At 55.4% G+C, this 23,801-nt stretch carries 23 protein-coding genes; 10 read left to right on the forward strand and 13 right to left on the reverse strand.

The features are described 5' to 3' along the window. Positions 1–7 precede the first annotated feature (7 nt). The 5 genes from yacG to pilB are packed head-to-tail and all read right to left on the reverse strand — an operon-like array spanning position 8 to position 4,723. Positions 8–229, reverse strand: a complete 222-nt coding sequence (yacG, locus tag AS89_RS0110585) for a DNA gyrase inhibitor YacG (protein WP_010132581.1) — start codon at positions 227–229, stop codon at positions 8–10. 9 nt (positions 230–238) lie between these two features. Beyond that, on the reverse strand, positions 239–853 hold the full coding sequence (coaE, locus tag AS89_RS18865) for a dephospho-CoA kinase (protein ID WP_010132582.1): 615 nt from the start codon (positions 851–853) through the stop codon (positions 239–241). Positions 854–856: 3 nt separating this feature from the next. Further along, entirely contained in the window at positions 857–1,741 is an 885-nt protein-coding gene (locus AS89_RS18870) for a prepilin peptidase (protein WP_010132584.1), read from the reverse strand. 14 nt (positions 1,742–1,755) lie between these two features. Next, positions 1,756–2,973 (reverse strand): type II secretion system F family protein, encoded by a 1,218-nt coding sequence (locus AS89_RS0110600; RefSeq protein WP_010132585.1) that lies wholly within the window; start codon positions 2,971–2,973, stop codon positions 1,756–1,758. A 37-nt stretch (positions 2,974–3,010) separates the two neighbouring features. Then, positions 3,011–4,723 carry a type IV-A pilus assembly ATPase PilB gene (pilB, locus tag AS89_RS0110605; RefSeq protein WP_010132586.1) on the reverse strand — a complete coding sequence of 571 codons (1,713 nt, stop codon included), beginning with the start codon at positions 4,721–4,723 and terminating at the stop codon, positions 3,011–3,013. Positions 4,724–5,148: 425 nt separating this feature from the next. Here pilB and AS89_RS18970 point away from each other — a divergent pair, with 425 nt between their 5' ends. Continuing rightward, entirely contained in the window at positions 5,149–5,586 is a 438-nt protein-coding gene (locus AS89_RS18970; protein WP_010132587.1) for a pilin, read from the forward strand. A 345-nt stretch (positions 5,587–5,931) separates the two neighbouring features. Next, a complete protein-coding gene (locus AS89_RS0110615; protein ID WP_010132588.1) occupies positions 5,932–6,180 on the forward strand; it encodes a YdcH family protein in 249 nt (82 codons plus the stop codon). 73 nt (positions 6,181–6,253) lie between these two features. Here AS89_RS0110615 and AS89_RS0110620 read toward each other — a convergent pair whose 3' ends face one another. After that, positions 6,254–6,640, reverse strand: a complete 387-nt coding sequence (locus AS89_RS0110620; RefSeq protein ID WP_010132589.1) for a DUF2750 domain-containing protein — start codon at positions 6,638–6,640, stop codon at positions 6,254–6,256. 268 nt (positions 6,641–6,908) lie between these two features. Here AS89_RS0110620 and AS89_RS0110625 point away from each other — a divergent pair, with 268 nt between their 5' ends. Then, the gene (locus AS89_RS0110625) at positions 6,909–7,574 is read left to right on the forward strand and encodes a peroxiredoxin-like family protein (RefSeq protein ID WP_010132590.1); all 666 of its coding nucleotides are present in this window, start codon (positions 6,909–6,911) and stop codon (positions 7,572–7,574) included. Between the two features lie 87 nt (positions 7,575–7,661). Here the strand turns inward: AS89_RS0110625 and AS89_RS0110630 are convergent, their stop codons facing one another. From AS89_RS0110630 to AS89_RS18675, 4 genes are all read right to left on the reverse strand, one after another. Next, positions 7,662–8,429 carry a glycerophosphodiester phosphodiesterase gene (locus AS89_RS0110630; protein WP_033230298.1) on the reverse strand — a complete coding sequence of 256 codons (768 nt, stop codon included), beginning with the start codon at positions 8,427–8,429 and terminating at the stop codon, positions 7,662–7,664. Between the two features lie 172 nt (positions 8,430–8,601). Further along, positions 8,602–9,156 carry a flavin reductase family protein gene (locus AS89_RS0110635; RefSeq protein ID WP_010132594.1) on the reverse strand — a complete coding sequence of 185 codons (555 nt, stop codon included), beginning with the start codon at positions 9,154–9,156 and terminating at the stop codon, positions 8,602–8,604. Positions 9,157–9,272: 116 nt separating this feature from the next. Then, positions 9,273–10,955: an FAD-dependent oxidoreductase gene (locus AS89_RS0110640; protein ID WP_010132595.1), complete on the reverse strand. Its 1,683-nt coding sequence runs from the start codon at positions 10,953–10,955 to the stop codon at positions 9,273–9,275. 241 nt (positions 10,956–11,196) lie between these two features. Next, positions 11,197–11,415 (reverse strand): hypothetical protein, encoded by a 219-nt coding sequence (locus AS89_RS18675; protein ID WP_029249944.1) that lies wholly within the window; start codon positions 11,413–11,415, stop codon positions 11,197–11,199. 98 nt (positions 11,416–11,513) lie between these two features. Here AS89_RS18675 and AS89_RS0110650 point away from each other — a divergent pair, with 98 nt between their 5' ends. Then, positions 11,514–12,011 carry a GNAT family N-acetyltransferase gene (locus AS89_RS0110650; protein WP_029249945.1) on the forward strand — a complete coding sequence of 166 codons (498 nt, stop codon included), beginning with the start codon at positions 11,514–11,516 and terminating at the stop codon, positions 12,009–12,011. A gap of 56 nt (positions 12,012–12,067) precedes the next feature. Here the strand turns inward: AS89_RS0110650 and AS89_RS0110655 are convergent, their stop codons facing one another. Next, on the reverse strand, positions 12,068–12,913 hold the full coding sequence (locus AS89_RS0110655; protein ID WP_010132598.1) for an SPFH domain-containing protein: 846 nt from the start codon (positions 12,911–12,913) through the stop codon (positions 12,068–12,070). A gap of 55 nt (positions 12,914–12,968) precedes the next feature. Next, positions 12,969–13,430, reverse strand: coding sequence for an NfeD family protein (locus tag AS89_RS0110660; protein WP_010132599.1), 462 nt, complete (start codon positions 13,428–13,430; stop codon positions 12,969–12,971). A gap of 288 nt (positions 13,431–13,718) precedes the next feature. On the opposite strand from AS89_RS0110660, the gene AS89_RS0110665 reads away from it, so the two are divergent. The 5 genes from AS89_RS0110665 (at position 13,719) to AS89_RS0110685 (ending at position 19,179) form a co-directional block, all read left to right on the forward strand. After that, positions 13,719–14,435 (forward strand): hypothetical protein, encoded by a 717-nt coding sequence (locus AS89_RS0110665; RefSeq protein WP_237709669.1) that lies wholly within the window; start codon positions 13,719–13,721, stop codon positions 14,433–14,435. 239 nt (positions 14,436–14,674) lie between these two features. Beyond that, positions 14,675–15,787 carry a phospholipase A gene (locus tag AS89_RS0110670; RefSeq protein WP_010132603.1) on the forward strand — a complete coding sequence of 371 codons (1,113 nt, stop codon included), beginning with the start codon at positions 14,675–14,677 and terminating at the stop codon, positions 15,785–15,787. 30 nt (positions 15,788–15,817) lie between these two features. After that, entirely contained in the window at positions 15,818–16,222 is a 405-nt protein-coding gene (locus AS89_RS0110675; RefSeq protein ID WP_010132605.1) for an NUDIX hydrolase, read from the forward strand. A 158-nt stretch (positions 16,223–16,380) separates the two neighbouring features. Further along, entirely contained in the window at positions 16,381–18,390 is a 2,010-nt protein-coding gene (locus AS89_RS0110680; protein ID WP_100169350.1) for an aminotransferase class I/II-fold pyridoxal phosphate-dependent enzyme, read from the forward strand. Positions 18,391–18,423: 33 nt separating this feature from the next. Continuing rightward, positions 18,424–19,179 (forward strand): SDR family NAD(P)-dependent oxidoreductase, encoded by a 756-nt coding sequence (locus tag AS89_RS0110685; protein ID WP_010132608.1) that lies wholly within the window; start codon positions 18,424–18,426, stop codon positions 19,177–19,179. A gap of 81 nt (positions 19,180–19,260) precedes the next feature. On the opposite strand, the gene AS89_RS17345 is transcribed toward AS89_RS0110685, so the two are convergent. Then, a complete protein-coding gene (locus AS89_RS17345; protein ID WP_081475716.1) occupies positions 19,261–19,770 on the reverse strand; it encodes a LytR/AlgR family response regulator transcription factor in 510 nt (169 codons plus the stop codon). Between the two features lie 330 nt (positions 19,771–20,100). On the opposite strand from AS89_RS17345, the gene AS89_RS18205 reads away from it, so the two are divergent. After that, positions 20,101–23,801: S8 family serine peptidase (locus AS89_RS18205; protein WP_158217355.1), on the forward strand; the 3,701-nt coding region annotated here is incomplete at its 3' end.

Genomic DNA, 23,801 nt, shown 5'->3' on the forward strand with positions numbered 1-23,801 from the left:
GACGCGATCAGTGGCGGGTCTTGGTGGGGTCCAGGTCTTCGCTCATTACATCGTCAAACGCGGGCTGGCCGGGAATCTTGTGTCCCTCGCTGGCCCACTCCCCGAGGTCGATCAGCTTGCAGCGTTCACAGCAGAATGGACGGTGTGGATTGGTTGCACTCCACTCCATCGGCTTTTTGCAGGTGGGACAGGGCACGGTTGGCTTGTCGGGGGAAGAATGATCGGACATGGATAACGGCTATTCCGGTTTCGTCGCCAGCTGAATGTACTGCGCGTGCAGGGCATCCACCTGAGCGTTCAGGGCTTCTAGAGAGCCGCTATTATCCAGAATATCGTGCGCCTGTGCACACCGTTCAGCGCGCGGCAGCTGCGCGGCCATGATTTTGCGTATCTGCTGTACAGAGTTGCTGTCCCGCGCAGTGGCACGGGCAAGCTGCAGCTCTTCCGGAATATCCACCACACACACCCGCTGCACCAGCGCGACCTGGCCGGACTCGAGCAACAGCGGTGATTCGAGAATGGCATAAGGCGCGTTATGGGTTTCTGAACTAGCCGCGAGGGAGGAAATGATTTCTTCTCGAATGAGAGGGTGGGTCAGCTGTTCCAGCCAGCGCCGTTCTTCGGGGTTGTCGAATACACGCTTGCGCAGCGCAGCACGGTCCAACTCGCCATTTTCCAGTAGTATGTCGGTACCGAAGTGCTCGGCAATGGCGGCGAGCGCCGTGCGCCCGGGCTCCACCACTACCCGTGCGGCGATATCCGCATCCACTACATTGACGCCGTGGTACCGAAAGCGCGCCGCCGCGGCGGATTTACCGCTGCCGATACCTCCAGTCAGCCCGACAGTAAACATGGTTTAGCTGCTCATCCCGGACACGCGGAAGTACCAGCCCATAATCTGCTCACCCCACAGCATGGCAATCCACGCCGCGCCCGCGAGGTAGGGGCCAAAGGCAATTGGCAGGTTCTTGTCGCGCCCAGAAATCAGCGTCCACAGAATACCGGCCAGGGCACCTACCGCCGCAGACAGCAGTATCACCAGCGGCAGCACCTGCCAGCCAAACCAGGCACCGATGGCGGCCAGAATCTTAAAGTCTCCGGCTCCCATCCCTTCTTTGCCGGTCACCAGCTTGAAGACATGGAAGATACCCCACAGCACCAGATAGCCCGCAATCGCCCCGATCACCGCATCCTGCAGCGGCGCAAACACACCCCACAGATTAATCAACAGACCCGCCCACAACAGCGGTAGGGTGATGCTGTCGGGCAGCAACTGCTTGTCAAAATCGATTCCGGTCAATGCCACTAATGCCCAGGTAAACACGACTCCGGCCAGTGCCTGCCAGGTCAAGCCCAGCTGCCACACCACTACCGCGGTCAAAATACCGGTTGCCAGCTCTACCAGCGGGTAGCGCTTGGAAATCGACGTACCGCAATTGCCGCACTTACCGCGCAGTAGCAGGTAGCTGATGATAGGAATGTTCTGCCAGGGTCTAATTTCCTGGTTGCAGCTAGGGCAGTGGGAGTGGGGGAGCACCAGATTGTAGGTCTGACTCAATACCTTCCCATCTTCCGCAGGTGGTGTCTTGTCAAAGTACGCGTAGAAATCCCGCTGATATTCCCGCTCCATCATGATGGGTAGGCGGTGGATTACGACATTTAAGAAGCTGCCGATTAGCAGGCCTAAAATAAAAGCGCTGCTAATTAGCAGCGCTAGGTCGGATGAGATAGGTTGTGACATTTGAGATTCTATATCTAGACGACTTGACCAATCTGGAAAATGGGTAGATACATAGCAATCATAAGCCCGCCAACTAGGATACCTAATACAGCCATAATCATTGGCTCTAGTAGAGTAGTAAGGTTATCCACCATATTGTCGACAGCCTCTTCATAAAAATCGGCCGCTTTGCCGAGCATTTCGTCGAGCGCACCGGACTCTTCGCCGATCGCCGTCATCTGTACCAGCATAGTTGGGTAAAGCCCTGAGCTTCGCATAGCACCGTTGAGCGGAATGCCCGTGGCTACTGAATCACGAATTTTAAGCGTTGCCTGCTCGTAGACCACATTGCCCGTTGCCCCTGAAACTGACTTCAATGCGTCGATAAGAGGTACGCCTGCGGCAAAAGTCGTAGACAGCGTACGCGCATATCGAGCAGCGATAGAGTTGTAGGTTATTTGGCCTAAAATAGGCAAGCGAAGCATTAGTTTATCAAAAAAGTTTGCTACATTTTTGTTGCGTTTTTTTACTTCAAGTATGCCGCCCACACCCACAATTACTGAAATAAATGCGAGCAACCAGTTCTCCTGCATCCACTCTGAAATACTCAGGACAAACAAAGTAAATGCAGGAAGCTCTGCGCCGAAGTTAGAAAATGTCTCTGCGAACTGTGGAACCACCTTCACTAGCAAAATCGCCGTAACCACTACTGCAACTACAATAACTGCAAGAGGGTAGGTCATGGCCTTTTTTATTTTTGCCTTGAGTGATTCGGTCTTTTCCTTATAAGTCGCGATACGATCCAGCATGGTCTCTAGTGCACCGGATTGTTCACCCGAAGCGACAAGGTTGCAAAAAAGATCGTCAAAGTGCAGGGGGTGTTTACGCAGAGAGTCGGCGAAAGCCGTACCGGAGGCTACATCGTCGCGAATTTTGAAAACAAGCTCTTTTACCCCGTCGTTATCTAGACCATCAGCAACAATCTCAAAACTCTGTACCAGTGGCACACCAGCCTTCATCATTGTGGCCATTTGGCGAGTGAAAATCGCAATGTCCGCCGGTTTAACCTTTTTTGACGCGCCGAATAGGGGCTTTGGCTTTTTCTGTACCTTGCTGGCTATGATTCCCTGGCGACGCAACTGTGCCTTGATCAGTGTCGGGTTACTGCTGCTGATCTCCCCTTCAACTTTGTTGCCCTTTGCATCCACACCTTTATAGATGTAGGCATCGGCGACTGCGGCGGCTTTGGCCATGGTGATATTCCCGGATTCTTATTGTCGATCGAAAAAGTTAGTCTTTGGTAACCCGATTGGCTTCTTCCAGGCTGGTTACGCCCATTACTACCTTGCGTAATGCGGAGGTGCGGAGATTGTTAAATCCCTCCTGCCTGGCCTGGTCGGCAATCTGAATCGAATTGCCACCTTCCATTATAATGCGCGAGATTCCGTCGGTAATGCGAACCACTTCATACACGCCCACGCGGCCTTTGTAGCCCTTGGAGCAGTGTTCACATCCCACTGGCTGGTAGATTTGCCACTCAGACTTGGGAATCGTTACCGCATCGAAACCCTCGGACTTCAGAATTTCTTCAGGCAACTCTGCAGGTTTTTTACATTCGCCACACAGGCGCCGCGCAAGGCGCTGGGCAATAATCACGCTTACAGAAGTGGCAATGTTGAATGTGGGAACGCCCATATTCATCAATCGGGTCAGGGTTTCCGGTGCGGAATTGGTATGCAGGGTGGACAATACCAAGTGGCCGGTTTGCGCGGCTTTGATCGCAATCTCTGCGGTTTCCAGATCTCGAATCTCACCTACCATCACGATATCCGGATCCTGGCGCAGGAAGGAGCGCAGTGCCTCGGCGAAGTTTAACCCTACCTTTGCGGAGACGTTAACCTGATTAATCCCCTCCAGGTTGATCTCCACGGGGTCTTCTGCCGTGGAAATATTACGTTCGGGGGTATTAAGAATATTCAGACCGGTATATAGGGATACGGTTTTGCCGGAACCGGTAGGCCCGGTTACCAGGATCATGCCCTGTGGCTGCGCAAGCGCATCCAGATAAATCTGTTTCTGTTCTTCCTCATACCCCAATGCATCGATACCAAGTTTGGCCGAGGAGGGGTCCAAGATCCGCAGCACAATCTTCTCTCCCCAAAGGGTGGGAAGGCTGTTTACGCGGAAATCGATAGCTTTAGTTTTGGACAGCTTCATTTTAATACGGCCATCCTGAGGTACCCGCCGTTCAGAAATGTCCATCTTGGACATGACCTTCAAGCGCGCGGATAGTCTCGATGCCAGCTGAATCGGTGGGCGCGCTACTTCATGCAGCACGCCGTCGGTGCGCAGGCGTACCCGATAGGATTTCTCGTAGGGCTCAAAGTGTATATCGGAGGCACCGGTGCGAATCGCATCCAGTAGCACCTTATTTACGAAACGTACAACCGGCGCTTCGTCGCCCCCCACATCGTTGTCGTCCTCTCTTCCTTGATCACCACCTTCCACATCGAGGCTGTCAAGATCGTCGTCGTCCAGTCCATCGAGACCGCCGCCTATATCGCCGCTGTTGGACAGGTAGCTTTCGATGGCCTTTGCAAGCTTGTCGGTTTCAACCAGCACCGCCTCGGTATTGAGGCCGGTATTGAAGTTGATTTCATCGAGCCCAGCAAGATTGGTGGGGTCTGCCACCGCCACAAATAATCGGTTACCACGTTTATACAAAGGCAGTGCAAAATGCTTGGTGATCAGCTTTTCGTCCAGCACATCTTTGGGCAGTAGATCGAAGTTGTAGCTGGACAGGTCGAACAGCGGTGAACCAAAGGCTTGGCTGGCGATATTGGCCAACTCCCGGCTCTTGACCAGCTTTGCCTCTACCGCGTGCTGCGCAAAGCTTTGGCCTTCCCGTTTTGCCGCTTTGAGGGCGGATTGTGCGGTGGACTCATCAATGGCCTTGTCGATGACCAGACGCTTGGCCAGTCCGCTTAATGGGGTGCTGCTCATGGGGATCTATTCGCGCTTCGGGTGTACGTTTTTTGTTCTGCAGGTGGCGAGCTATTGGGCTTATTGCGCCAGCATTCCAATATAACGAATTCGCCGCTGACCGCCAATTGCTGAAAAGCTAATTACATCACAGTGTTAAGCCGGAAACCTCAACGACTCTGTGAACCGCTTTCTGATGCCTATAAAGGTCGAGGAATTGTTGAATGGTGTCACAGTGACAATCTGTGTCACTAATGTCTTAGGTTTGGTTGAAAAATGCTCTACCTGTTTGTTATGTATGCTTTTGGCGCGGAAAGGATCACTCAACGTGGTTAATTAAGGGCGCTTTCCTGGTTGCGCGTTTTGCCACAATCCTAGTAAGGTAACTTCCGACTTCCTCACGGGATTTCGTCCAAATAACAACAGTCTGTATGGAGACGGTTACAATGAAAAAGCAACAGGGCTTTACTCTTATTGAATTGATGATCGTAGTTGCGATCATTGGTATTCTGGCGGCAGTCGCACTGCCTGCATACCAAGATTACACCGCACGTGCGCAAGCAGCTGAGGGTGCATCCATCGCGGCCGCAGCAAAGACATCTATCGCCGAATTCTGGAATAGTGAAGGCACCTACCCTGGCACAGCCACTACCATTAAAAACGGTGATTTGGCAGCAAAAGGTAAATACTCTGCTCTGACTGTTGCCGAGGATACCGGTGTTATTACCGTTGCATTTAATGCAACTGGTGTTTCCAAAGACCTGCAAAGCAAAAACATTACCTTCACTCCTGTAGCGCCTTCCGCTGGTGATGCTTCGTTCAAGTGGACCTGTGCGGGTAGCGTGCTTCAGAAGCATATGCCGAAGGGATGTACTACCGGCTAAATTTTTGTGTGACCTGTTTTCGGGTTACTGAAGGGGCGCGTAGGCGCCCCTTTTTTGTGCTCGTGAGTTAAACGCTTTTCACAAAAGCATTATTGGATAACCTGCACTTGCTCCATTGGAGCAGGTGTAGTTAAGGGCCGAGTTGTTAGCTATTTCATTTCTATGGAGGGTGGGAGATGGTAGCTAAGGTGCTAGAGATATATGGTTTAATTGACTTGGTAATTTCCGTTGGGATAACTAGGAGGTCGCTGGTTTAATTTCCGGATGAATTGGTTCAAATTTTTGGTGCGCGCTAACGCCGACATTACACTTCGCTCGATTGTTTGTAATTTGAGGGAGTATTTGATGTCTATCCCTTCCCACGTCCTCGAAACCGAGTTCCCCGATCTCGCCGACAGCATCCGCCACTTGGTCCAGGACAGCATCCAGTACAAGAGCGACCACGATGACTACCACAAGCTGGATAAGGCTATCCGTGGTCTTGAGCAGCGTGGTGTGGCGACGGATGACCACCACTTCCGAGAATTGAAAACCAAGCGCGCACGCTTGAAAGACCAGCTGTATACGCAGGCCAAGAACTACCATCCACACTGAGAGTGTTGGTTTGCGGCCCTCTTTACTATTGGGGGCCTGTTATAGCTCGCCGGGAGCAAGTGAGTTCGTCTAGTCAGAAACGGTCCAGTTCGTCGCGCAGGTCCTGTTCCAGATCTTTTGGCTCGCTGATCCATACGCTGTTGTCGGCGCCGGGAAAGACGCCGACTTCGATGCCATCTTTATGGAGGCCCGGTAACCAGCGGTTGAGGAACTGGGGCAGGGGAATGCTCTTGGGCGTTAGCTCGTCACTGTCTTCGGCGTAGTGCGCGGCGAAGTCACTGCTGGGCCAGATGGGCAGATATTCGAAGCCGCCATCTTCCTCGCCGTGCAGCTTCAGAAAGTGCTCGTCGCTATTTATCAGAATCCAGATTTCCCGCTCTTCACCCACGGTCGCCAGGAAGTACTCAAAGCGTTCCTCGGCGGCCTGTGCCAATACGCTCGCTAGTTGGTCGTTGCTCATTTTTTCTCTCATTTCTGGCTGCTGGTGCGTCGACGACGCGGCTATTTGCCATTGCAGTGGGCAGCAGTTTACGGTTTTTGCCGCGCAATTGCTTTGCCCGTGTTGTCGTGCCTTTCGTTGCAGGCGCTGAGTAGCTGGAGTGCGGTCGCCTCAAGTATTGGGTAGAGTAATGCACTGCAATGCTCACGGTGGACGTCTGAGCGTATGCGGTGCAATGTTACGCGCGTATTCGGTGTCTACCTGTAATAACTGTAATCAAGGAGTTGTGATGAAACGTTTTGTTTTACTGGCGGGCATGCTCGCTTGCCTGTCTGGGGGCGCTCAGGCGCAAGACATCAAGTTGCCGGAGCGGCTGCCGGAGCTCACAGTGACTGACGAAGCGGCTCTTGGTACCGCGGATTCGGGCGTGAAGCCGGGCGCCAAGGTGGCCGATTTCAGCGTGCTCGATCATAAGGGTAGCCCCGTATCCCTGGCGGCTCTGGTAAAAGACAAGGCGCCGTTGCTGGTGGTCTTTTACCGCGGTGGTTGGTGCCCGTACTGTAACGTGCAGATTCGCCAAATGGCGGAGGCCTGGCCGGAATTCGAGAAGCGCGGCGTAACGCCGGTGCTAGTGAGTGTGGATAAGCCGGATGCCAGTGCCATGGCCAAGGCGACTTACGAAATTCCCTTCCCGGTGCTATCCGACCCAGACCTGAAAGCGCACCAGGCGTTTGACGTGATCATCGAGATCGACGATGCCACTGCTGAGAAATACAAAACTTACGGTATTGTGTTGGAGGATTGGTCCGGGCGGGATCATCACAAGATCGCGGCCCCCGGTATCTTCCTTGTGGATCAGTCGGGCACTGTGGAATGGGCCCATGTCTCCAAAGACTACAAAACACGCCCCAGTGTCGAGCAGTTGTTGAAGATGCTGGATAACCGCGGGCAGTAAACCGCCCGAAAGTGGTAGCTGGTCGGTAGTGGGCGGGGCTTTGTGCATTCGCCTGCTTGGCTCTCGAACGGGCGCCCGGTCAGTTCTCTACTCGGCCCTGACACCGCCGGAGGGCTGTAGCTGCTCGGCCACCAGTTCGGCGGTTTTGGCGGCGTTGTAATCCATGATCAGCTGCGGTTCATCGGTAAACACCCCATCGGCGCCCATGGCGGCGACGAGACACAGGTCGTGTGGGTGATTGACGGTAAATACGTAACTTTTCAGGCCGCGCTTGTGGCCGTCGGCGATGATTTCCGGGCAGACAAAATTGATGCTGTGGTGCAATGAGTAGGCTTCCAGCGGCTCTGCGCAGGCGGCCAGATCCAGTGGGACGCCGTCAATGAGCACGCCTCTGCGTACCTCGGGAATCAGCTGCAGGCATTGATAAACCTGGCGGTGGTCAAATGACGACAGGATGTACGGCTCGTAACTGGCGCCGTGGTCCCGAATATAGGCTTCCAGCTCTTTTGCCGCCAGCGCCGCGCAATTTGGGCCTTTGAGCTCAATATTGAGCTGCACGTTGTTGCCGATCAGTTCCAGTACTTCCCGCAGAGTGGGCACTTTCTCACCGCCTGGCAACAGCATGTTGCGCAGGGCGGCAGGGGTTAGGTCGGTAAGCAGTTCCTGACCGGCGAGCAGGCGCCCGAGGCGGCGGTCGTGTTTGACGATGAGCTCGCCCCCCACATTCCACACGTCAACCTCCACACCGTCGATATCAAACTCCAGTGCGTGAGTGATGGCCTGCAGGGTATTTTCCGTGGCGCGCTTGGGGTAGCCACGGTGTGCAAAGCAAAAGAGGGTGTCGCTGGTTCGCATTTCGACGTCCACGATGGCGGAGGTCTCCCTAGGGTGTACCAGAAGTATGACCATGAGGTGACAGCGTCACAAATACGCAGGCTAGAAAGTGCCGGAATTCTTAGATCATTTCGCGTAGCGCGAAGGCACATTTATAACCGAACGGCTTTAGGGCTGCGAAAGGGCCGCGAATTTACTGCCCGGCCAGCGCCCGGTATTGCCCGCAGTGGAAAACCAGTGGCTCACCGCCGGCGGCGGAAAACTCCAGTACTTCACCCAGCAGGATGGTGTGGTCGCCCGCTTCGATATTTTGTGCGCGGCGGCAGTGGAAGATGGCCGCGCAGTCGTCCAGCTGCGGCACGCCATTGGCGGCCTTGTGCCATTTCACCTGGCCAAACTTGTCGGCGCCGCGGCCCGCGAACAGGTTGGAAACGTTTTGCTGGTCGCCTTTCAGCACGTGTACCGCAAAGTACTCGCCTTCGGTGTAGGCCGCGTAGCTCATGCAGTCGCGATCGATGCTCCACAGGATCAGCGCCGGGTCCAGGGACACGGAATTAAAGCTGTTGACGGTCATGCCGACCGGCTCCCCTTGCGCATTCACTGCGGTGACTACGGTCACGCCGGTGGCGAACTGCCCCAGGGTGTCGCGCAGGGCGCGGGCGCGCTCGGCCTTTGCCTGAGCGTCTGCGGCAGGATTGGCCTGGTTAGCTGAGTCCCCGGTTGGGGTGGGTTGGGTGGATGCCGTCATACTTCGTTCAATTTGTGTACAAAAATGTGCGGGCGGCCATTCTACGGGAAAAGTGCCGCCAGTGCGTGAATTTCTTTGCTGGGCCCTGATGGGCCCATAGCCCCTAACCTGAAGGATCAAACTTCCATGAGTGGCTGGCAGCGCTTGCTCAGGTTGTCGCGCTGGGCAATACCGCCGCCGGTGAGGGCGAATCCGAGCAGTTGGCCGTCGTTGCTCAGGAATTCGGCAACGATGCCGTCTGCGAGCTTGGTGACCTTCCAGTCTGCGGTACCTTCGACAAAGCTGCCGGCACGCGGTGGACACACCACGGTAGGGCGCAGGGTCGTTTTCACGGCGACGGGCAAGGTGCCGTATTGCACCTCGGTGGTAGTGCCGGCAAGGGTCTGGGCCAGGGCGCGTGCACTTTGGGTCAGTGGCGCAACATAGAAGAGGTTGTGGCCATCCACTTCGGCGCAGTCCCCCAGCGCGAAGATGTCTGCGTCACTGGTTTGCAGTGCGCGGTTGGTCACGATGCCGCGCTTGGTCGCAAGCGCGGCACTTTCCGCAAGCCCCACATTGGGCCTGAGGCCGAGGGCCGCCAGAGCCAGGTCTGCCTCGATGGTGCTGCCATCGGCCAGCTGCGCGCGAATGCCACCTGCGTTTTGCTCGAGCCTGGCGACGCTGGCGCCAAAATGGAAGCGCACGCCCGCCTGTTCGAGCGCCTGCTGGATATCGCGGCCCGCGGCTTCTGGCAGCAGGGTGGCCAGCGGCCATGCCTGCACATCCACCACGTCCACCGAGTAGCCCGCCTGCACCAGGTCATTGGCGAATTCGCAGCCAATCAGGCCCGCGCCGATCAGCAATACGCGCTTGCGGTTGGCCAGCGCGGTGCGGAAGCGGTGGTAGTCGGACAGGTTGTTGACGCGGAACAGGCGCGACATGCCGTTGCCTTCCATTGGCGGTAGCGGCGTGCAGTGGGCGCCGGTGGCAAACACCAGGCGGCCGTAGGGCAGCTCGGCGCTGATATCGCCGTCGGAAACCAGTGACAGTAATTTGGCATCGCGGTCCAGGTTGGTGACGTGGGTGTGCACCAGAATCTCGGCGTTCAGCTCTCGCGCCATGTTCTCGGCGCTGGCGGTCGCCAGCTGCTGCGGGGTCTTGCCGTGGGCGAGGGAGGCGGACAGCAGCGGCTTGGAATAGAAGGTGCCGTCGTCGCCAGTGATCAGGGTCAGCGGGGTGCGCTGATCCAGTTTGCGGAACTCTTTCGCCAGGTGGTAGCCGGCGAGGCCGGTGCCAATGATCACCAGCGGTAGGGTGTCGTCCAGGACCACCGGGGCGGCCTCTGCTTGTGCCGCCGGTGCTGCTTCCGGCTCTGGCTGGCTAACCAGCACCATATCGAAATCTTCTTTACCCACACCGCATTCCGGGCAGGTCCAGTCATCGGGGATGTCTTCCCAGCGGGTGCCCGGGGCAATGCCTTCCTCCGGCGCGCCCTTGGATTCGTCGTAGATCCAGCCACACACCATGCACTCCCAGATGCGGTTGGCGGAGGTTTGTTCCGAGGCCGAGGCTGAAGCCGCAACCGGTGCGGCAGAAGAAGCTTGCTGGGCGCCGCTCACTTGCGGCTGCTGGGTGGGCGCGTTGGCAACCACCGCCAGCATCTCGAATTCATCTTTGGTGGCGCCGCACTCCGGGCAGGTCCAATCGACGGGCACGTCTTCCCAGCGGGTGCCCGGCGGGATGCCGTCATCTGGTGAGCCTTTGGCTTCGTCGTAAATCCAGCCACAAATCTGGCATTCCCACACGCGGAAGTTGGACATGGTTACCCCTGGAAACTGCTTTATTCATTAAGGTGACCAAGCATTGGTCAGACTTTCGTGGCACAGGAGTGTAGGGAAAAACGCAGCGAAAGTTAATGACCTGTGCCAGCACCTGGGTGCTTTGGCTGACCTTGCAATGGTCTTGCCGATGGTCTTGCGGTCGTGCCGCGGGTAGCGGCCGATTTGTGCCTTCTGCTAACCTGCCATCTTGGTTTTATGCACCGGCTCCCGTGAGCCGTGCCTACAGGATCAACAAGGAGACCGAGCCATGGGGCTTCGCAGTGCCAAAATTCGCCGGCCGCGCCGCTTTAACCGGCATAACGCGGTGCAGTCGCGGCGGCGTAAAAAAGTACTCTGGCTCGCCGCTCAGCGGGCCCGCATTCGCAACTATCGGCGTTTTTTCGTCCGCCAGGAAGCGCTTGCGATCGAGGCGGAAGCCGGTCGCGCAGATCCGGGTCAATAGTATTTACCTCCGCGCGTGTACTGTGGCAGCGCTGCTACCGCTGGTACAGCAACACGATCGGTAAACAACCTCGCGGAGTACTGGGGATTTAAGAATTGGGACGTTCGAATACAGAAATTAACACGGTGATCGCCAACTACCGTGACAGCAAGCAGGGCGCCGATTTACTGGCTTTATTGAATGAATATGCCCTGGACCCCTGTGGTGGGGGTGAGCCGCTGCCAGACATTTGTCAGGAGCAATTGCTGGCACGCCTGGCCGAGTTTCCCGGAGCTTTTTCGGTGCTGGCGTATCGCGGCGGAGAAGCCGTGGGCCTGACGAATTGTTTTATGGGGTTTTCCACCTTTGCGTGTAAGCCGCTGGTGAACATTCACGATGTGGTGGTGAGCGCGTCGGCGCGGGGGGCAGGGATCTGTACCCAGATGTTCGAGCACGTAGTGGCGGAGGCCAAGGCGCGGGGGTGTAGCAAGATCACTCTGGAGGTGTTGGAGAAAAACCTGCCGGCGCAGGCCGCGTATCGTAAGTGCGGGTTTAAACCCTATGCCCTGGACGAAGAGTTTGGCCAGGCGGAATTCTGGCAGCGCTATCTCTAATCCGTGATTGGGTCAGTTAGCGCTACCAGATTCCTAGCGAATTACTATCGAATTGATCAGCGGTTAAGTAGCCCTTTTACCGCATTCGGCAGGTCTGCCGGGAAGATAATGTTCTTGGCGTTGTCGGAAGTGGAGAGTCCTTCCAGCGCGTTGATGTAGCGCTCCCCCAACAAGTACATCACCGGCATTTCTTTCTCGCCGATGGCCTGGGTCACCCGCTCGATGGCCTCGCGACTCGCATCGGCGAGTACCACCTGCGCTTTGGCGTCACGCTTGGAAGCTTCCAGACGGCCGTCGGCTTCCAGAATCGCCGCCTGCTTTTCACCTTCCGCACGGGTTACCGTTGCGCGGCGCTGACGTTCCGCGGCAGCCTGTTCTTCCATTGCCTTCTGCATGGTCGCAGATGGATTAATGTCCTGAATTTCCACGGTTTTCAGGTTAATGCCCCAGTCGGCGATGTCATCAGAGATCGCTTCTTTCAGCTTCGCCTTGATCAGGTCGCGGGAGGACAGGGCGGAATCCAGTGACATTTCGCCGACAATGGAACGCAGTGCCGTCTGCACCAGGTTCTGGATCGCAATTTCGTAATCCTCCACCCCGTACACCGCCTTCTCCGGGGAGACGATATTGATGTACGCCACGGCGTTGGCAATGATGGTGGCGTTGTCGTGGGTAATCACTTCCTGCGAGGGAATGTCCAGCACGATGTCTTTGGTGGTTACCTTGTAGGGCACCTGGTCCACGTAGGGGATGATGATATTCATGCCCGGGTTCAGGGTGCTGTGGTATTTACCCAGGCGCTGCACGATGTGCTTGGAACCCTGCGGTACGATGCGGACGCCCATGCCGATGGTAATAATCACCAGCACAACCAGTGCCAGTACTACGGATAATCCTTCCATTTAATTTCCCCAGATTAGGTCTTGTTTGTTGTTTGTTCGGCGGTTTCTTGTTGGCTCACAGCGGGCCGACAACCAGGGTGTTGCCGGAAATGTTCAGCACTTTCACGCGCTCGCCCACGGCAATCTCGCTGGTGCTCATAAACATCCATTCATCCTCGCCCAAAATTGGTGCAGGGAAGCGTAGGCGTCCGCGCGCTTTGCCGATATTGGTCTCGATTACCGAGCCTACCTGGCCGGTTAGCGCTTCCAGCGCCATGCCCGATGTGGTGCGGTCTTTCCAGTTTGGCTTGATGAATTTTTGCCAGAGAAACACCAGCGCGATGGACAGTCCTGCCCAGATCACAAGCTGTGCGGTAATTGGCATACCCACCGCCATCAGCAAAACGCCCATAAATAGTGCGGCGAGGCCGAACCAGAAAAGAACGAAGCCGGAAACAAAAATCTCCGCGGTAACCAGCAATAAGCCCAGCACCAGCCAGTGCCAGTAGGCGATATGCGTATTGAGCCATTCCAGCATGATGGCCTTCTCCTTGGTAATGCGTGAATTTCCTAACGCCCACAGTGTGTGCGCATGCAAGCGGCAGATTATGCCCCAATCTCATGTGACGCGTGCAATATTGCGCAATGCGCGCAGATTTTGTGATTACTTTTTCAGCAAAAAACCGGGCAACATTTTTCGGATATGCGTGCAGGCTAGAAAAAAATAGCCAGCGAAAAGTTCGCGAAAACTTCATCAAACCGCAGCAAAAGCGGGGGGGTGTGCAATACTTTCCGCAGACGACTCCAAGGACGGACTCCCATGCGAATGACCGCTAACTTGGCCCAGGGCCGCTACCAATACAGTTGTGATGGCAGAAGCATGCCGGTGCAGGATGACTGGCAGCTGGGGCGTGATGCGCAGGGTCGGCAATTGCTGGTCAGTCGCCGTATGGTAGGCGAGCAGGGCCATGGGATTGAAGTGCGCGCGTTGATGGACAAGGGACTGGTGACCGAGTGCCGAGTCAGCTGGAAAGACGAGATGGATGAGGTAAATGCTCACTATCGGCTCGTCCCCGCCAATGGCGAGGTTGCCTCGCTTGGTGATGCGATCGACGTGGACTGGACCGGTCCCAATGGCCCGCAACAGAAATTGCTGGAAGGCGAGAACCGCCTGTTGTTCCCACTGATGCGGATCTTTATGGGGCCGCTGTTGCTGCGCCTGTGCGATATGGAGTTTGGCTGTGAAGTGGTTGCGCCGGATATTGTGGATCCGTCGCAACGGGGCAAGCTGCTGGCACCCAAGGTAAGCCACCGGCGCGCGTCGGTTATGCCCGGCGATGCCAATATCCAGGGCGTGCACGATCTCGGCCCGGATGTCACGGTGTTCTCCTATCAGGGCGATGAGGCCGAGCGCGACGCCCATTGTTTTGTGGACCAGCGCGGGCTCCTGGTTGGCTATGACTGGCCCAGCAGCACTGGTCGCCTGTGGCAGGTGCGCCTGCGCGATCTGGAATGGTCTCCGGAGCTTCCCAGCCTCGTCTGAGTGGCCAGTAAAAGCAGACTAACGCAGTAAATCCGGTATCTATTCCGTGTACACTGGCGGGCCCACGGTCTTCAGGAGCGCGCGTCTTGCCTTTCTCCCGCTTAGCTATTTCGAGCTATCGAATTTTCAGCTATCGAACCTCTAGCTATCGAACCTTCAGCTATCGTTCTCGCCACCCTGGCTTCCTTCTGCGGATTCGCCGCCTTTGGCCGCTGCTGTGTTTACCCTTCGCGATTGCTGTGAATGCGCAGGAAGCCGCGCCAGAGCCCCATGAGACTGCGGAAGTGAGCGAGCTGGTACCGGAAGATGAGCAGACGGCAACGGCAGGCGAGGGCGATGTGATTGCCCTGTGGCAGCTCGATGACAGTGGCCAGAGTGAGGCGGTTCGCCAGGAGAACTGCTTGCGTGAACAGTTAGTCATAGCACCGGCCAATATCACCCTCGAAGAAATGCGTATCCGCTGCAAACTGAGGGTGCTGCGCGGCGACGTCTACCAGGAAGATACACCTATTTTTGCGACCACGCCGGAGGCTAGCCAGTCTCCCAACGGGCCGCAAATCAGCCAGCGCGCTCAGGCCATTCGCGACGCGGCGGAAAACCCGTTTACCCTGGCTTCCCACAAAACCAACTACCTGTTGCCGATTACCTACAACCCGTCCCCCAACAAGGGTGGCATTGCCGATTACGACCCGGACGGACTGGTTGACCTGGACTCTATTGAGATTCAGTTCCAGCTGTCGGTGCAGGTTCCCGTCTGGCGCGGATTTCTCGGCCGTGCCTCGTTTATGAGCTTCGCCTATACCAACCGTTCTTTCTGGCAGGCCTACAACTCCGACGATTCTGCACCGTTTCGCGAAACCAATCATGAGCCGGAGCTCATCATGACCTGGCTGAACGACTGGACCCTGTTCGGCATGCAGAACGTGGCCAACCAACTGGCGATCAATCACCAGTCCAATGGTCGCAGCGAGCCACTATCGCGCAGCTGGAATCGTATTTATGCAAACTTCGTGTTCGAAAAAAATGATTACTACCTGGCATTTAAACCCTGGTATCGCATCAAGGAAGACCGGGAAGAAGACGACAATCCCGACCTTGAGTTTTACCTCGGTCACTTTGAGCTGACGGGTGGTTTTGAGAAAGGGGCACACAATGTGTCACTGATGCTGCGGAATAATCTGCGATCCGATAACAAGGGAGCGGCAGAACTGCGCTGGAGCTTCCCCATGGGCCGCCGGGTGCGCGGCTATGTAAAATATTTCAATGGCTTCGGTGAGAGCCTGATCGACTACGATGAATCTGTGCAGACCTTGGGCATCGGTTTCGAATTGGCCCGCAGCACCGGTATTTGATGGACACACCTGACACGGACAGATTCAGGGATGGGATTCGACGACACATACAAGCTCAGCGCGCACGCGGTGATCGCCAATGAAGCCGGTGAGGTACTCCAGCTGCGGGCAACCTATGCGGACAAAACCTGGGGCCTGCCCGGGGGAGCGCTCGACCTGGGGGAAACCATTCACGAGGCGTTGCGCCGTGAATGCCTGGAGGAGCTGGGTCGGGAAGTCGTCATTGATTATCTGAGTGGCGTTTATTACCACCGCGTGTACAACTCTCATGTGTTTATTTTTCGTGCCCACCTCAAAGGGCGCGGAGACATTGTGCTGTCGTCGGAGCATTCGGACTTCGACTATTTTCCCCTCAAAGATTTGACGCCCGTCCAGCGTGTACGTGTGCAGCATTGTCTGCAATTTAATGGCGAAGTGCAGAGCGCAAAATTCTGAAGCTGGGTAACTAACCCGTTTTTGATATCACGTTCGCGCAATATTTTGGTGGTAATAGCCAAATATAAATTCGCCGTCAAATTCGCCGTCCGCCTCATTTAGTATCCACCTTTTATGCTGAACTATAAGAAAGAAGTATTATGGGTGTGGAACTGACAATGCCTGACCTGGGCAACCTGAGTGAGCGGCGTCAGCCGCTGGAGTGTCGAGTCGCTCTGGTAAGCAATGATCGAGATCTCAGTCACAATTGGGTGAATGCCCTGAACACCACGGCTGCCCAGCACGAGAACCCGTTTGGCTTGTGCTTTGAGGCAGTAACGGTTCCTGCGATAGAGTCACGTTTACGCGAAGATGAACGCCTGCAGGCGGTGATCATCGACGCCGGTTGTTGCCGCGACGAGCTAAAAAGCGCGGAGACACTCTCCGACCATATGCACAAGCTGCGCGCGCAACTGAATGTATTTCTCGTGGCGCAGGATTCTTTTTTAAGCGAGGAAGGTGGCGCACCGGCCTCGGTGCGCAAGCGCTTTGACGAGCTGTTCGACCGACGCGAAGGCAACTTCAACCATATGTTCCGCCTGGTGCAGGCCTTTATCGCCCGCCGCGCCTCGACACCGTTCGCCGATACCCTGAAAGAGTACGTATTTTCTGCCCGTGACGCATGGCATACGCCCGGACATTCTGGCGGTGACAGTCTGCGCAACAGCCCCTGGGTCGGCGATTTTTATCGGTTTATGGGCGAGCACGTGTTCAATACCGATTTGTCGGTATCGGTCCAGGTGCTCGATAGCCTGCTGGAACCGCATTCGGTTATTCAGGAAGCACAAGACCTCGCGGCGCAGGTCTTCGGTGCCCGTCATACCTTCTTTCTCACCAACGGTACCTCCACCGCAAACAAGGTTGTGATCCAGCAGATTCTTGGTGGGGGTGGCAAAATCATCGTGGACCAGGCCTGTCACAAGTCTGTGCACCACGCCATTGTGATGAATCGGATCGAGCCGGTGTACCTGAAGTCGACCCTGCATCCGCAATTCGGAATTTACGGTCCGGTTTGCCGCGCCGACATTGAGCAGGCGCTGGATGCCAACCCGGATGCTGCGCTGCTGGTGATTACTTCCTGTACCTATGATGGCCTGCGTTATGACCTGAAGCCGATAATTGATTACGCCCACGAGCGCGGCGTGAAGGTACTGATTGACGAAGCCTGGTATGCGCACGGATATTTCCACAGTGAATTGCGCCCCACCGCTCTGGAGTGTGGTGCCGACTACGTCACCCAGAGCTCGCACAAAATGCTGTCTGCATTTTCGCAGGCCAGCATGGTGCATGTGCAGGACCCGGACTTTGACGAGTTCCGTTTCCGCGAAAACCTGAACATGTATGCCTCCACCAGTCCGCAATACTCGATGATCGCGAGCCTGGATGTGGCACGAAAGCAAATGTCGATGGAAGGCTTCGGGCGCCTGCGCAGCTGCCTGAAAATGGTCGATACCCTGCGTCGCGAAGTAGATGCTACCGGCGTATTCCGTGCATTGACGCGCGAAGATCTTATTCCCGCGCCCCTGTCCAAGGACAACATCAGCCTGGATCCTACCAAGGTCACCATTGATGTGACGGCTAGCGGCTACTCTGGCAAAGAAATCCAGGTCAAATTGTTTGATCAGTTTGGTATCCAGGTGGAGAAAACCACCTACAACACCGTAACCGTTCTGGTCACCCTGGGCAGTACCGAAAGTAAATTGCTCAGGCTGGTGCATGCGCTGAAGCAGTTGGCGAAACACCCGCGCAGGCGCAGCCACGTGGGTACCGCGCGCCAGCTTCCTGAATTTACCCACCTGAACTGCCTGCCAGCCGACGCCTACTTTGCCGAAACGGAAGAGTTGCCGTTGATGGACAATGGTGTGGCAGCAGAGAAGAAACTGGTCGGGCGTACCTGCGCAGATGAAATTGTTCCTTACCCACCGGGTATTCCGGTACTGGTGCCCGGGCAGGAAATATCTCCGCAGATTGTGCAGTTTCTGCAGCAACTCCTGCAGGGACAAAACAGCACGGAGATTCACGGGTTAATCTTCCGCTCCGATGAGCCCATGCTGCGGGTGGTGCAAGAGCCCGTGCGGTCCGCTGGTGATGTTGCCGCTAAACCCGGTGCAGCAAAAAAGCGCAAGTGACATTCGAGAAAGAAAAAGGTCGAGGTAAGCACCATGGCAGGGACGCCAGAGCTTGATACTAGCGGGCAAGTGCCGGAATGTATTTTACTTGCCGGTGCCCATGGCGGGGTAGGCGCCGCGCTGGCGCAAACTTTTTGTGCGCGTTTCCCGCAGGCAACACTCCTGACCATCAGTCGCCAAGATATTCCCGCACTTTCATCCACCCACCAGCATCTGCAAATTGCGTTGGATGACCCGGGTAACGTACCGGACATACAGGACTGGTTACTGCGCGCCCCGCTGCCCAACTGGGTAGTGAACTGCTGCGGGACTTTGCACTGGCGAGAGCACCGTCCCGAGAAAAGCCTGCGCGAATGTGATGATCGCGCAATGCAGCATAGCTTCTCTATCAACGCGCTGACACACCTGCATCTGGCGCAAGCGCTCGATCCGTTATTGAAACGCCGTACGCCACTTACCTGGGCGTCGCTGTCCGCGAAGGTCGGTAGCATTGAAGATAACCAGCTTGGAGGCTGGTACAGCTACCGTATGAGTAAGGCGGCGCTGAATATGCTGATACGCAACCTGTCGATCGAATGGGGGCGTAAACTGGATGTTTGCAGGGTCGTGGCGATTCATCCAGGAACCACCGATACCCCGCTTTCCAAACCCTTCCAGGCAAACCTGCCCGAGGGGAAACTCTTCACCCCGGAGCTCAGCGCTTCACGTATCGCGGACGTGATACAAAACCTGAGTGATGACGACAACGGTAAACTGTTGTTTTGGGATGGCTCTGTAATTCCCTGGTAGTAACAGGGTTTTTGTGTAACTTCACCGTCAATTCGGTGGGAATTGGCGTTCCCGCATCTTCTGTTGTCGCATAAGGCGGGCTCACATGCCGCGAAACTGTGATTGATGATTTTTGCTCACCGGTAGCGAAGCCGTCTGGCCCTGAAGGTGGACATGCATTTTTCCATCGTCATCTCTAGTGACTCGGGCGATGTGTGAGAGATTGACAATGATCCCGCGATTGATTTTCCAAAACATCCTTGCATCCAGTGCTTGCCCCAGCGAACGGAGTGGTTCGCGAATCAGTGCCTGATCATCTTTGGTAACTATCTTTGTGTACTTGCCATCAGAGCGGAAACACACGATATCCCGTACCGGGGAGAAGCGCAGGCTGTTTCCTGAGCTGGCACGCACCCATTGCAGCGGTTCAGCACTGGTTGCCCCCTTATTGCGCGATTTTTCGCTCAGTCTCTGCTTCAGTCTGGTAACTGTGCCGGCCAGTCGTGCCATTTTTATCGGCTTGAGAATATAGTCAATTGCACCTTGCTCGAACGCGGTGATGGCGTGCAGATATCGAGAAAGGTGATGTCCGGTTGGCATTTTTCGATGCATCTGAGTGCTTTGGCTCTCGTATCTGCGTGTTCGACGATATGGAGTTCAGGCTACAACTCCTTCAATCCGTCTTGCAACTCCATGCGCAGCAGTGGCTCATCATCCGCGATAATTGCTGTAGGCATTCTAGTTATTCTGCAATTGGATCGAATCCGTTATTTCAAGAAGGTTCTGTGTGACGTGTGCCTCAGCTGGTGGTGAATTTCGATCGACTGTATCGCATTTTTTTGCCGACTCGGTCAGTATTGTGCAGTTAAGTTGACCGCACAAAACGCGTAAAAAATAATCGATCGCCGAGATGCTAATGCTAACAGCGGGCTGGGGGGAATAATGCTAAAAAAATGGAATAACTTGCTGGGGCTATGTTTTCTTTGCGTTGCCACTGGGGCAGCGGCCAACAACACACCCACGTTTCTCGCGGCGGATTTGCAAGAAGCAAAGAGAGTCAGGACTAGTTCCCAGTCGCAACCATTGGACTTTTCTGACATTCCTCCCAATCAAGATGTTCGCGTATTAATTCATCTCCGCCAGCCGCCATTGGTTCAACAAATCAAGAGCAAGGTTACAGGAGCGAGCCGCACGCCGATGTCGTCTTCGGTGGTGACCATGCTTCGTCAAATCGAATCCACCCAGGCACAGTTGATTGGCAGACTGCGCTCGAGTCAGCTCACGCGCGGAAAGATCAGGCGATTCAACCGCGTAGCCAATGCGATCGCGACAAAGATGAAGGCTGGTGACATCGACAAGGTGTTGGCAATGCCGGACGTTCAATCGGTCGCGCTCAGTCGCAAGATGGGGGTACTGCTCACTACGAGTCTCGATCAGATCGGTGTGCCGGCGGTATGGGAGATGCAGGATGGCAGCGGCAGTTCTGTAACTGGTGAGGGAATGACCGTTGCGATTCTTGATACCGGGATCGATTACACACACCCAGACTTGGGCGGGTGCTTCGGTGATGGCTGTAAAGTCTCCGCGGGTTGGGATTTCGTCAATGATGACGGCGATCCAATGGATGACCATTCTCACGGCACTGTTGTGGCCGGTGTAGTTGCTGCTGATGGCACCTTGCAGGGCGTCGCACCTGGGGCCACGCTGCATGCATACAAGGTACTCGATGAGAATGGTGTGGGTTGGGACGATCAGATCATTGCCGGTATCGAGCGCGCGGTGGACCCCGACGGTGACCCGATGACTGACGACGCAGTGGATGTGATCAACCTGAGCCTGGGCGGATGGGGCGGTAGCTCAGCCGCTGTTTCCCTCGCTGCAAATGCAGCAATGCAGGCAGGTGTGGTGGTGGTCGCCGCTGCAGGGAATGATGGTCCGTGGCTGAATTCTATCAAAGCGCCCGGTAGCGCCACGGACGTCGTTACCGTCGGCGCTGTCGATGATTCCGGCACTCGCGCAAATTTCAGTTCTCGCGGCCTGTTTGGTACCGGTCTGGATAGACAGTCCGACGTAGTCAAGCCTGAACTGATGGCGCCCGGCGTAGACATCTACACCACCGACCTTGGCGGTAATTATGCAAGTTATTCCGGAACATCGTTGGCCGCACCACATGTCGCGGGCGCTGCGGCTCTGCTGCGCCAGCTGCACCCGACATTAAGTAGTCAGGACATCAAGTCCTTGCTGGTGAACCAGGCATCAACTATGGCTGGGAATATTGCCGATGTCGGTGCGGGCTTGGTGAATGTGGCACGCTCGGCACAAGCGAAATTTCTTGTTTCGCCAGCTACCTTGTATTTAGGGCACGTGGGCGAGCACACGATCGATAGCGACATGGACATCAAGCTCGTCGTGAAGAATTTGGGTGGCGAGGCTGTTATCGATATGACGGACTCCGGCGACTTCCCTGAGGGAGCACGCCTGGTGCCTGAAGACTCACAGCTCACCGTGTATTCAGCTGGCGAGCGTATGGCGACCGCCAAGTTGAGTGTTGATAGTGAGGTACTCGATTATCCAGATGATCTTCGCACGGCGTTCGGTTCGAGTTTACGACTGGAGTCGGCAGAGGATACGGTGAATATTCCGGTTGGGTTTCATCGCGCGGAGCTGTTGCAAGTGAAGTCATCGCAAACTCCGTATGACTACTGGAGCTACAGTGCGCAGCTCTTTGATGAAGATCATATCTACTCAGGCTATACAGACTCTTACGATAGCAGTGAAAGCTCGCTATATATTGCTGTGCGCGATCAGCCGGTAACGGGCATTGTAGAAACATGGGATACGGACACATTACAGGGTGTTACCGGGCACCTTGCGACAGATGGGCCAATCGTGGTTCCCGCTGGTCTCACGGGCTTCCGTATTGTGAAACCGGATATAGGCAACGGTCGTCAGGCTGAGTTTGTTGAGCAGGCCGTTGAGGTGACGCACGTTGGAAATCCTGACTTTCGGCTGCGGAGAGGGTTCGGTGGGGACTTGGAGCCGGCAAAGTTTTCCGGTCTGACTCCGGGATTCAAGTTTGGCTATATGGGAGTGATGCAGGGCGCAAACCAGAGTCCCTATAGCCGCGATTTGTACTTTCTGAAAACCCAACAGGATGCTCCTGCGGAAGATATTACGTTTGACGTCGAGAGCTTTCATTCCTCTCGCCTGTTGATTAGTAACCCCCTGTGGAATCTCTCTGGATACAAGCTTGTTACCTGGGTGATGAGTTATTACGAGCATGGGGAAACTGAGGGGTTTGGCGGTATCAGCCCTGAGCATAACCAATCAATGCTACTGACTCTCCACGGCAATGAATCAGTGCCGATTGAGTGGCCGACATTTCCCACATTTAGTACGCGGATAGAGGGGGAGGATACGCGGTCAGATTCGGCGGAGCTCTCCATTGGCCAGGAGGGCTACAAAAAACTTAACCGGAGTGATTCCGATGTAGATAGGGTCTCGATATTTCTAGCCCGTGAAAACGGCGATATGGTGATGGGACAGGGGCTCAGGTTCTGGTCCGCACAACTGGAAAATCATGCTGGACAGTATCGACTGCAGCCCGACCGTAATGGTTACGTTTCCTTAAAGTCGGTATCAGATAGTTGGGGTAATGGGTACTGGGACGACATCACCTATTCCGTATCGTGTGCTGATACCGGGCAGTTTTTATCTAGTGGTTCAGTAATACACGCCTCCTTGTTTAGTGATTACTCTGGCTGCAGCACGATAGCGTTTGATTTTCGTTATTCTGTTTTTCTTGGGGACGCCAAGCTAGAGGCGACTTCGACAGTTCGTATGGCAAATATGGATCAGTCGGTGTCACCGCGCATAAAGATGGTGGAACTGGTCAATGACGGAAAGGTATCGGTTTACGCGGAGAGCAATGCTGCGATCAATGTTTATCTCGATGAAGCTCAGGCAATTTCTGAGTTCATGGTGGAGATCGCATTGGACGGCGGTGCCTGGGCGGTCCTGAATTCCGAATATTTCGACGGGAAATATGTGACGCACTTACCTGTAATTGATGGAGTGTCAGAGGTCGCGCTGAAGATCTCCACGGAGACGGCGGACGGCAACAGTATTGTTAATGTCATAAACGGCGCGTTTCTACTTGGGTCTGATGTCGCACAGCACGTCGATCTTGATGATGATGGGGTCGTCGATGGCTTGGACCAATTTCCCTTCGACCCGACGGAATCTGGTGATGGTGATGGGGATGGTATCGGAGACAATTCCGATACAGACCGTGACAACGACGGTGTGGAGGATGGTGTCGATGCATTTCCGGATGATCCTGCCGAGTGGCTCGACTCAGATGGAGACGGTATCGGCAACAATGAAGATAGCGATGACGACGGTGACGGCGTTCCCGACGCAGAGGACCAATTACCATTAAATCCGAACGAGTCCGTTGATACAGATGGAGACGGCATCGGCAACAATGAGGATACCGATGACGATGGTGATGGCGTTCCCGACGTAGAAGACCAGCTACCATTGAATCCGAATGAATCCATTGATACGGATGGGGATGGTATCGGCAACAATGAAGACGCCGATGATGACGGTGATGGCGTCCCTGACTCGGAAGACCAGCT

Origin of the sequence: Microbulbifer agarilyticus S89, from assembly GCF_000220505.1 — a bacterium.
GTDB lineage: Bacteria > Pseudomonadota > Gammaproteobacteria > Pseudomonadales > Cellvibrionaceae > Microbulbifer > Microbulbifer agarilyticus_B.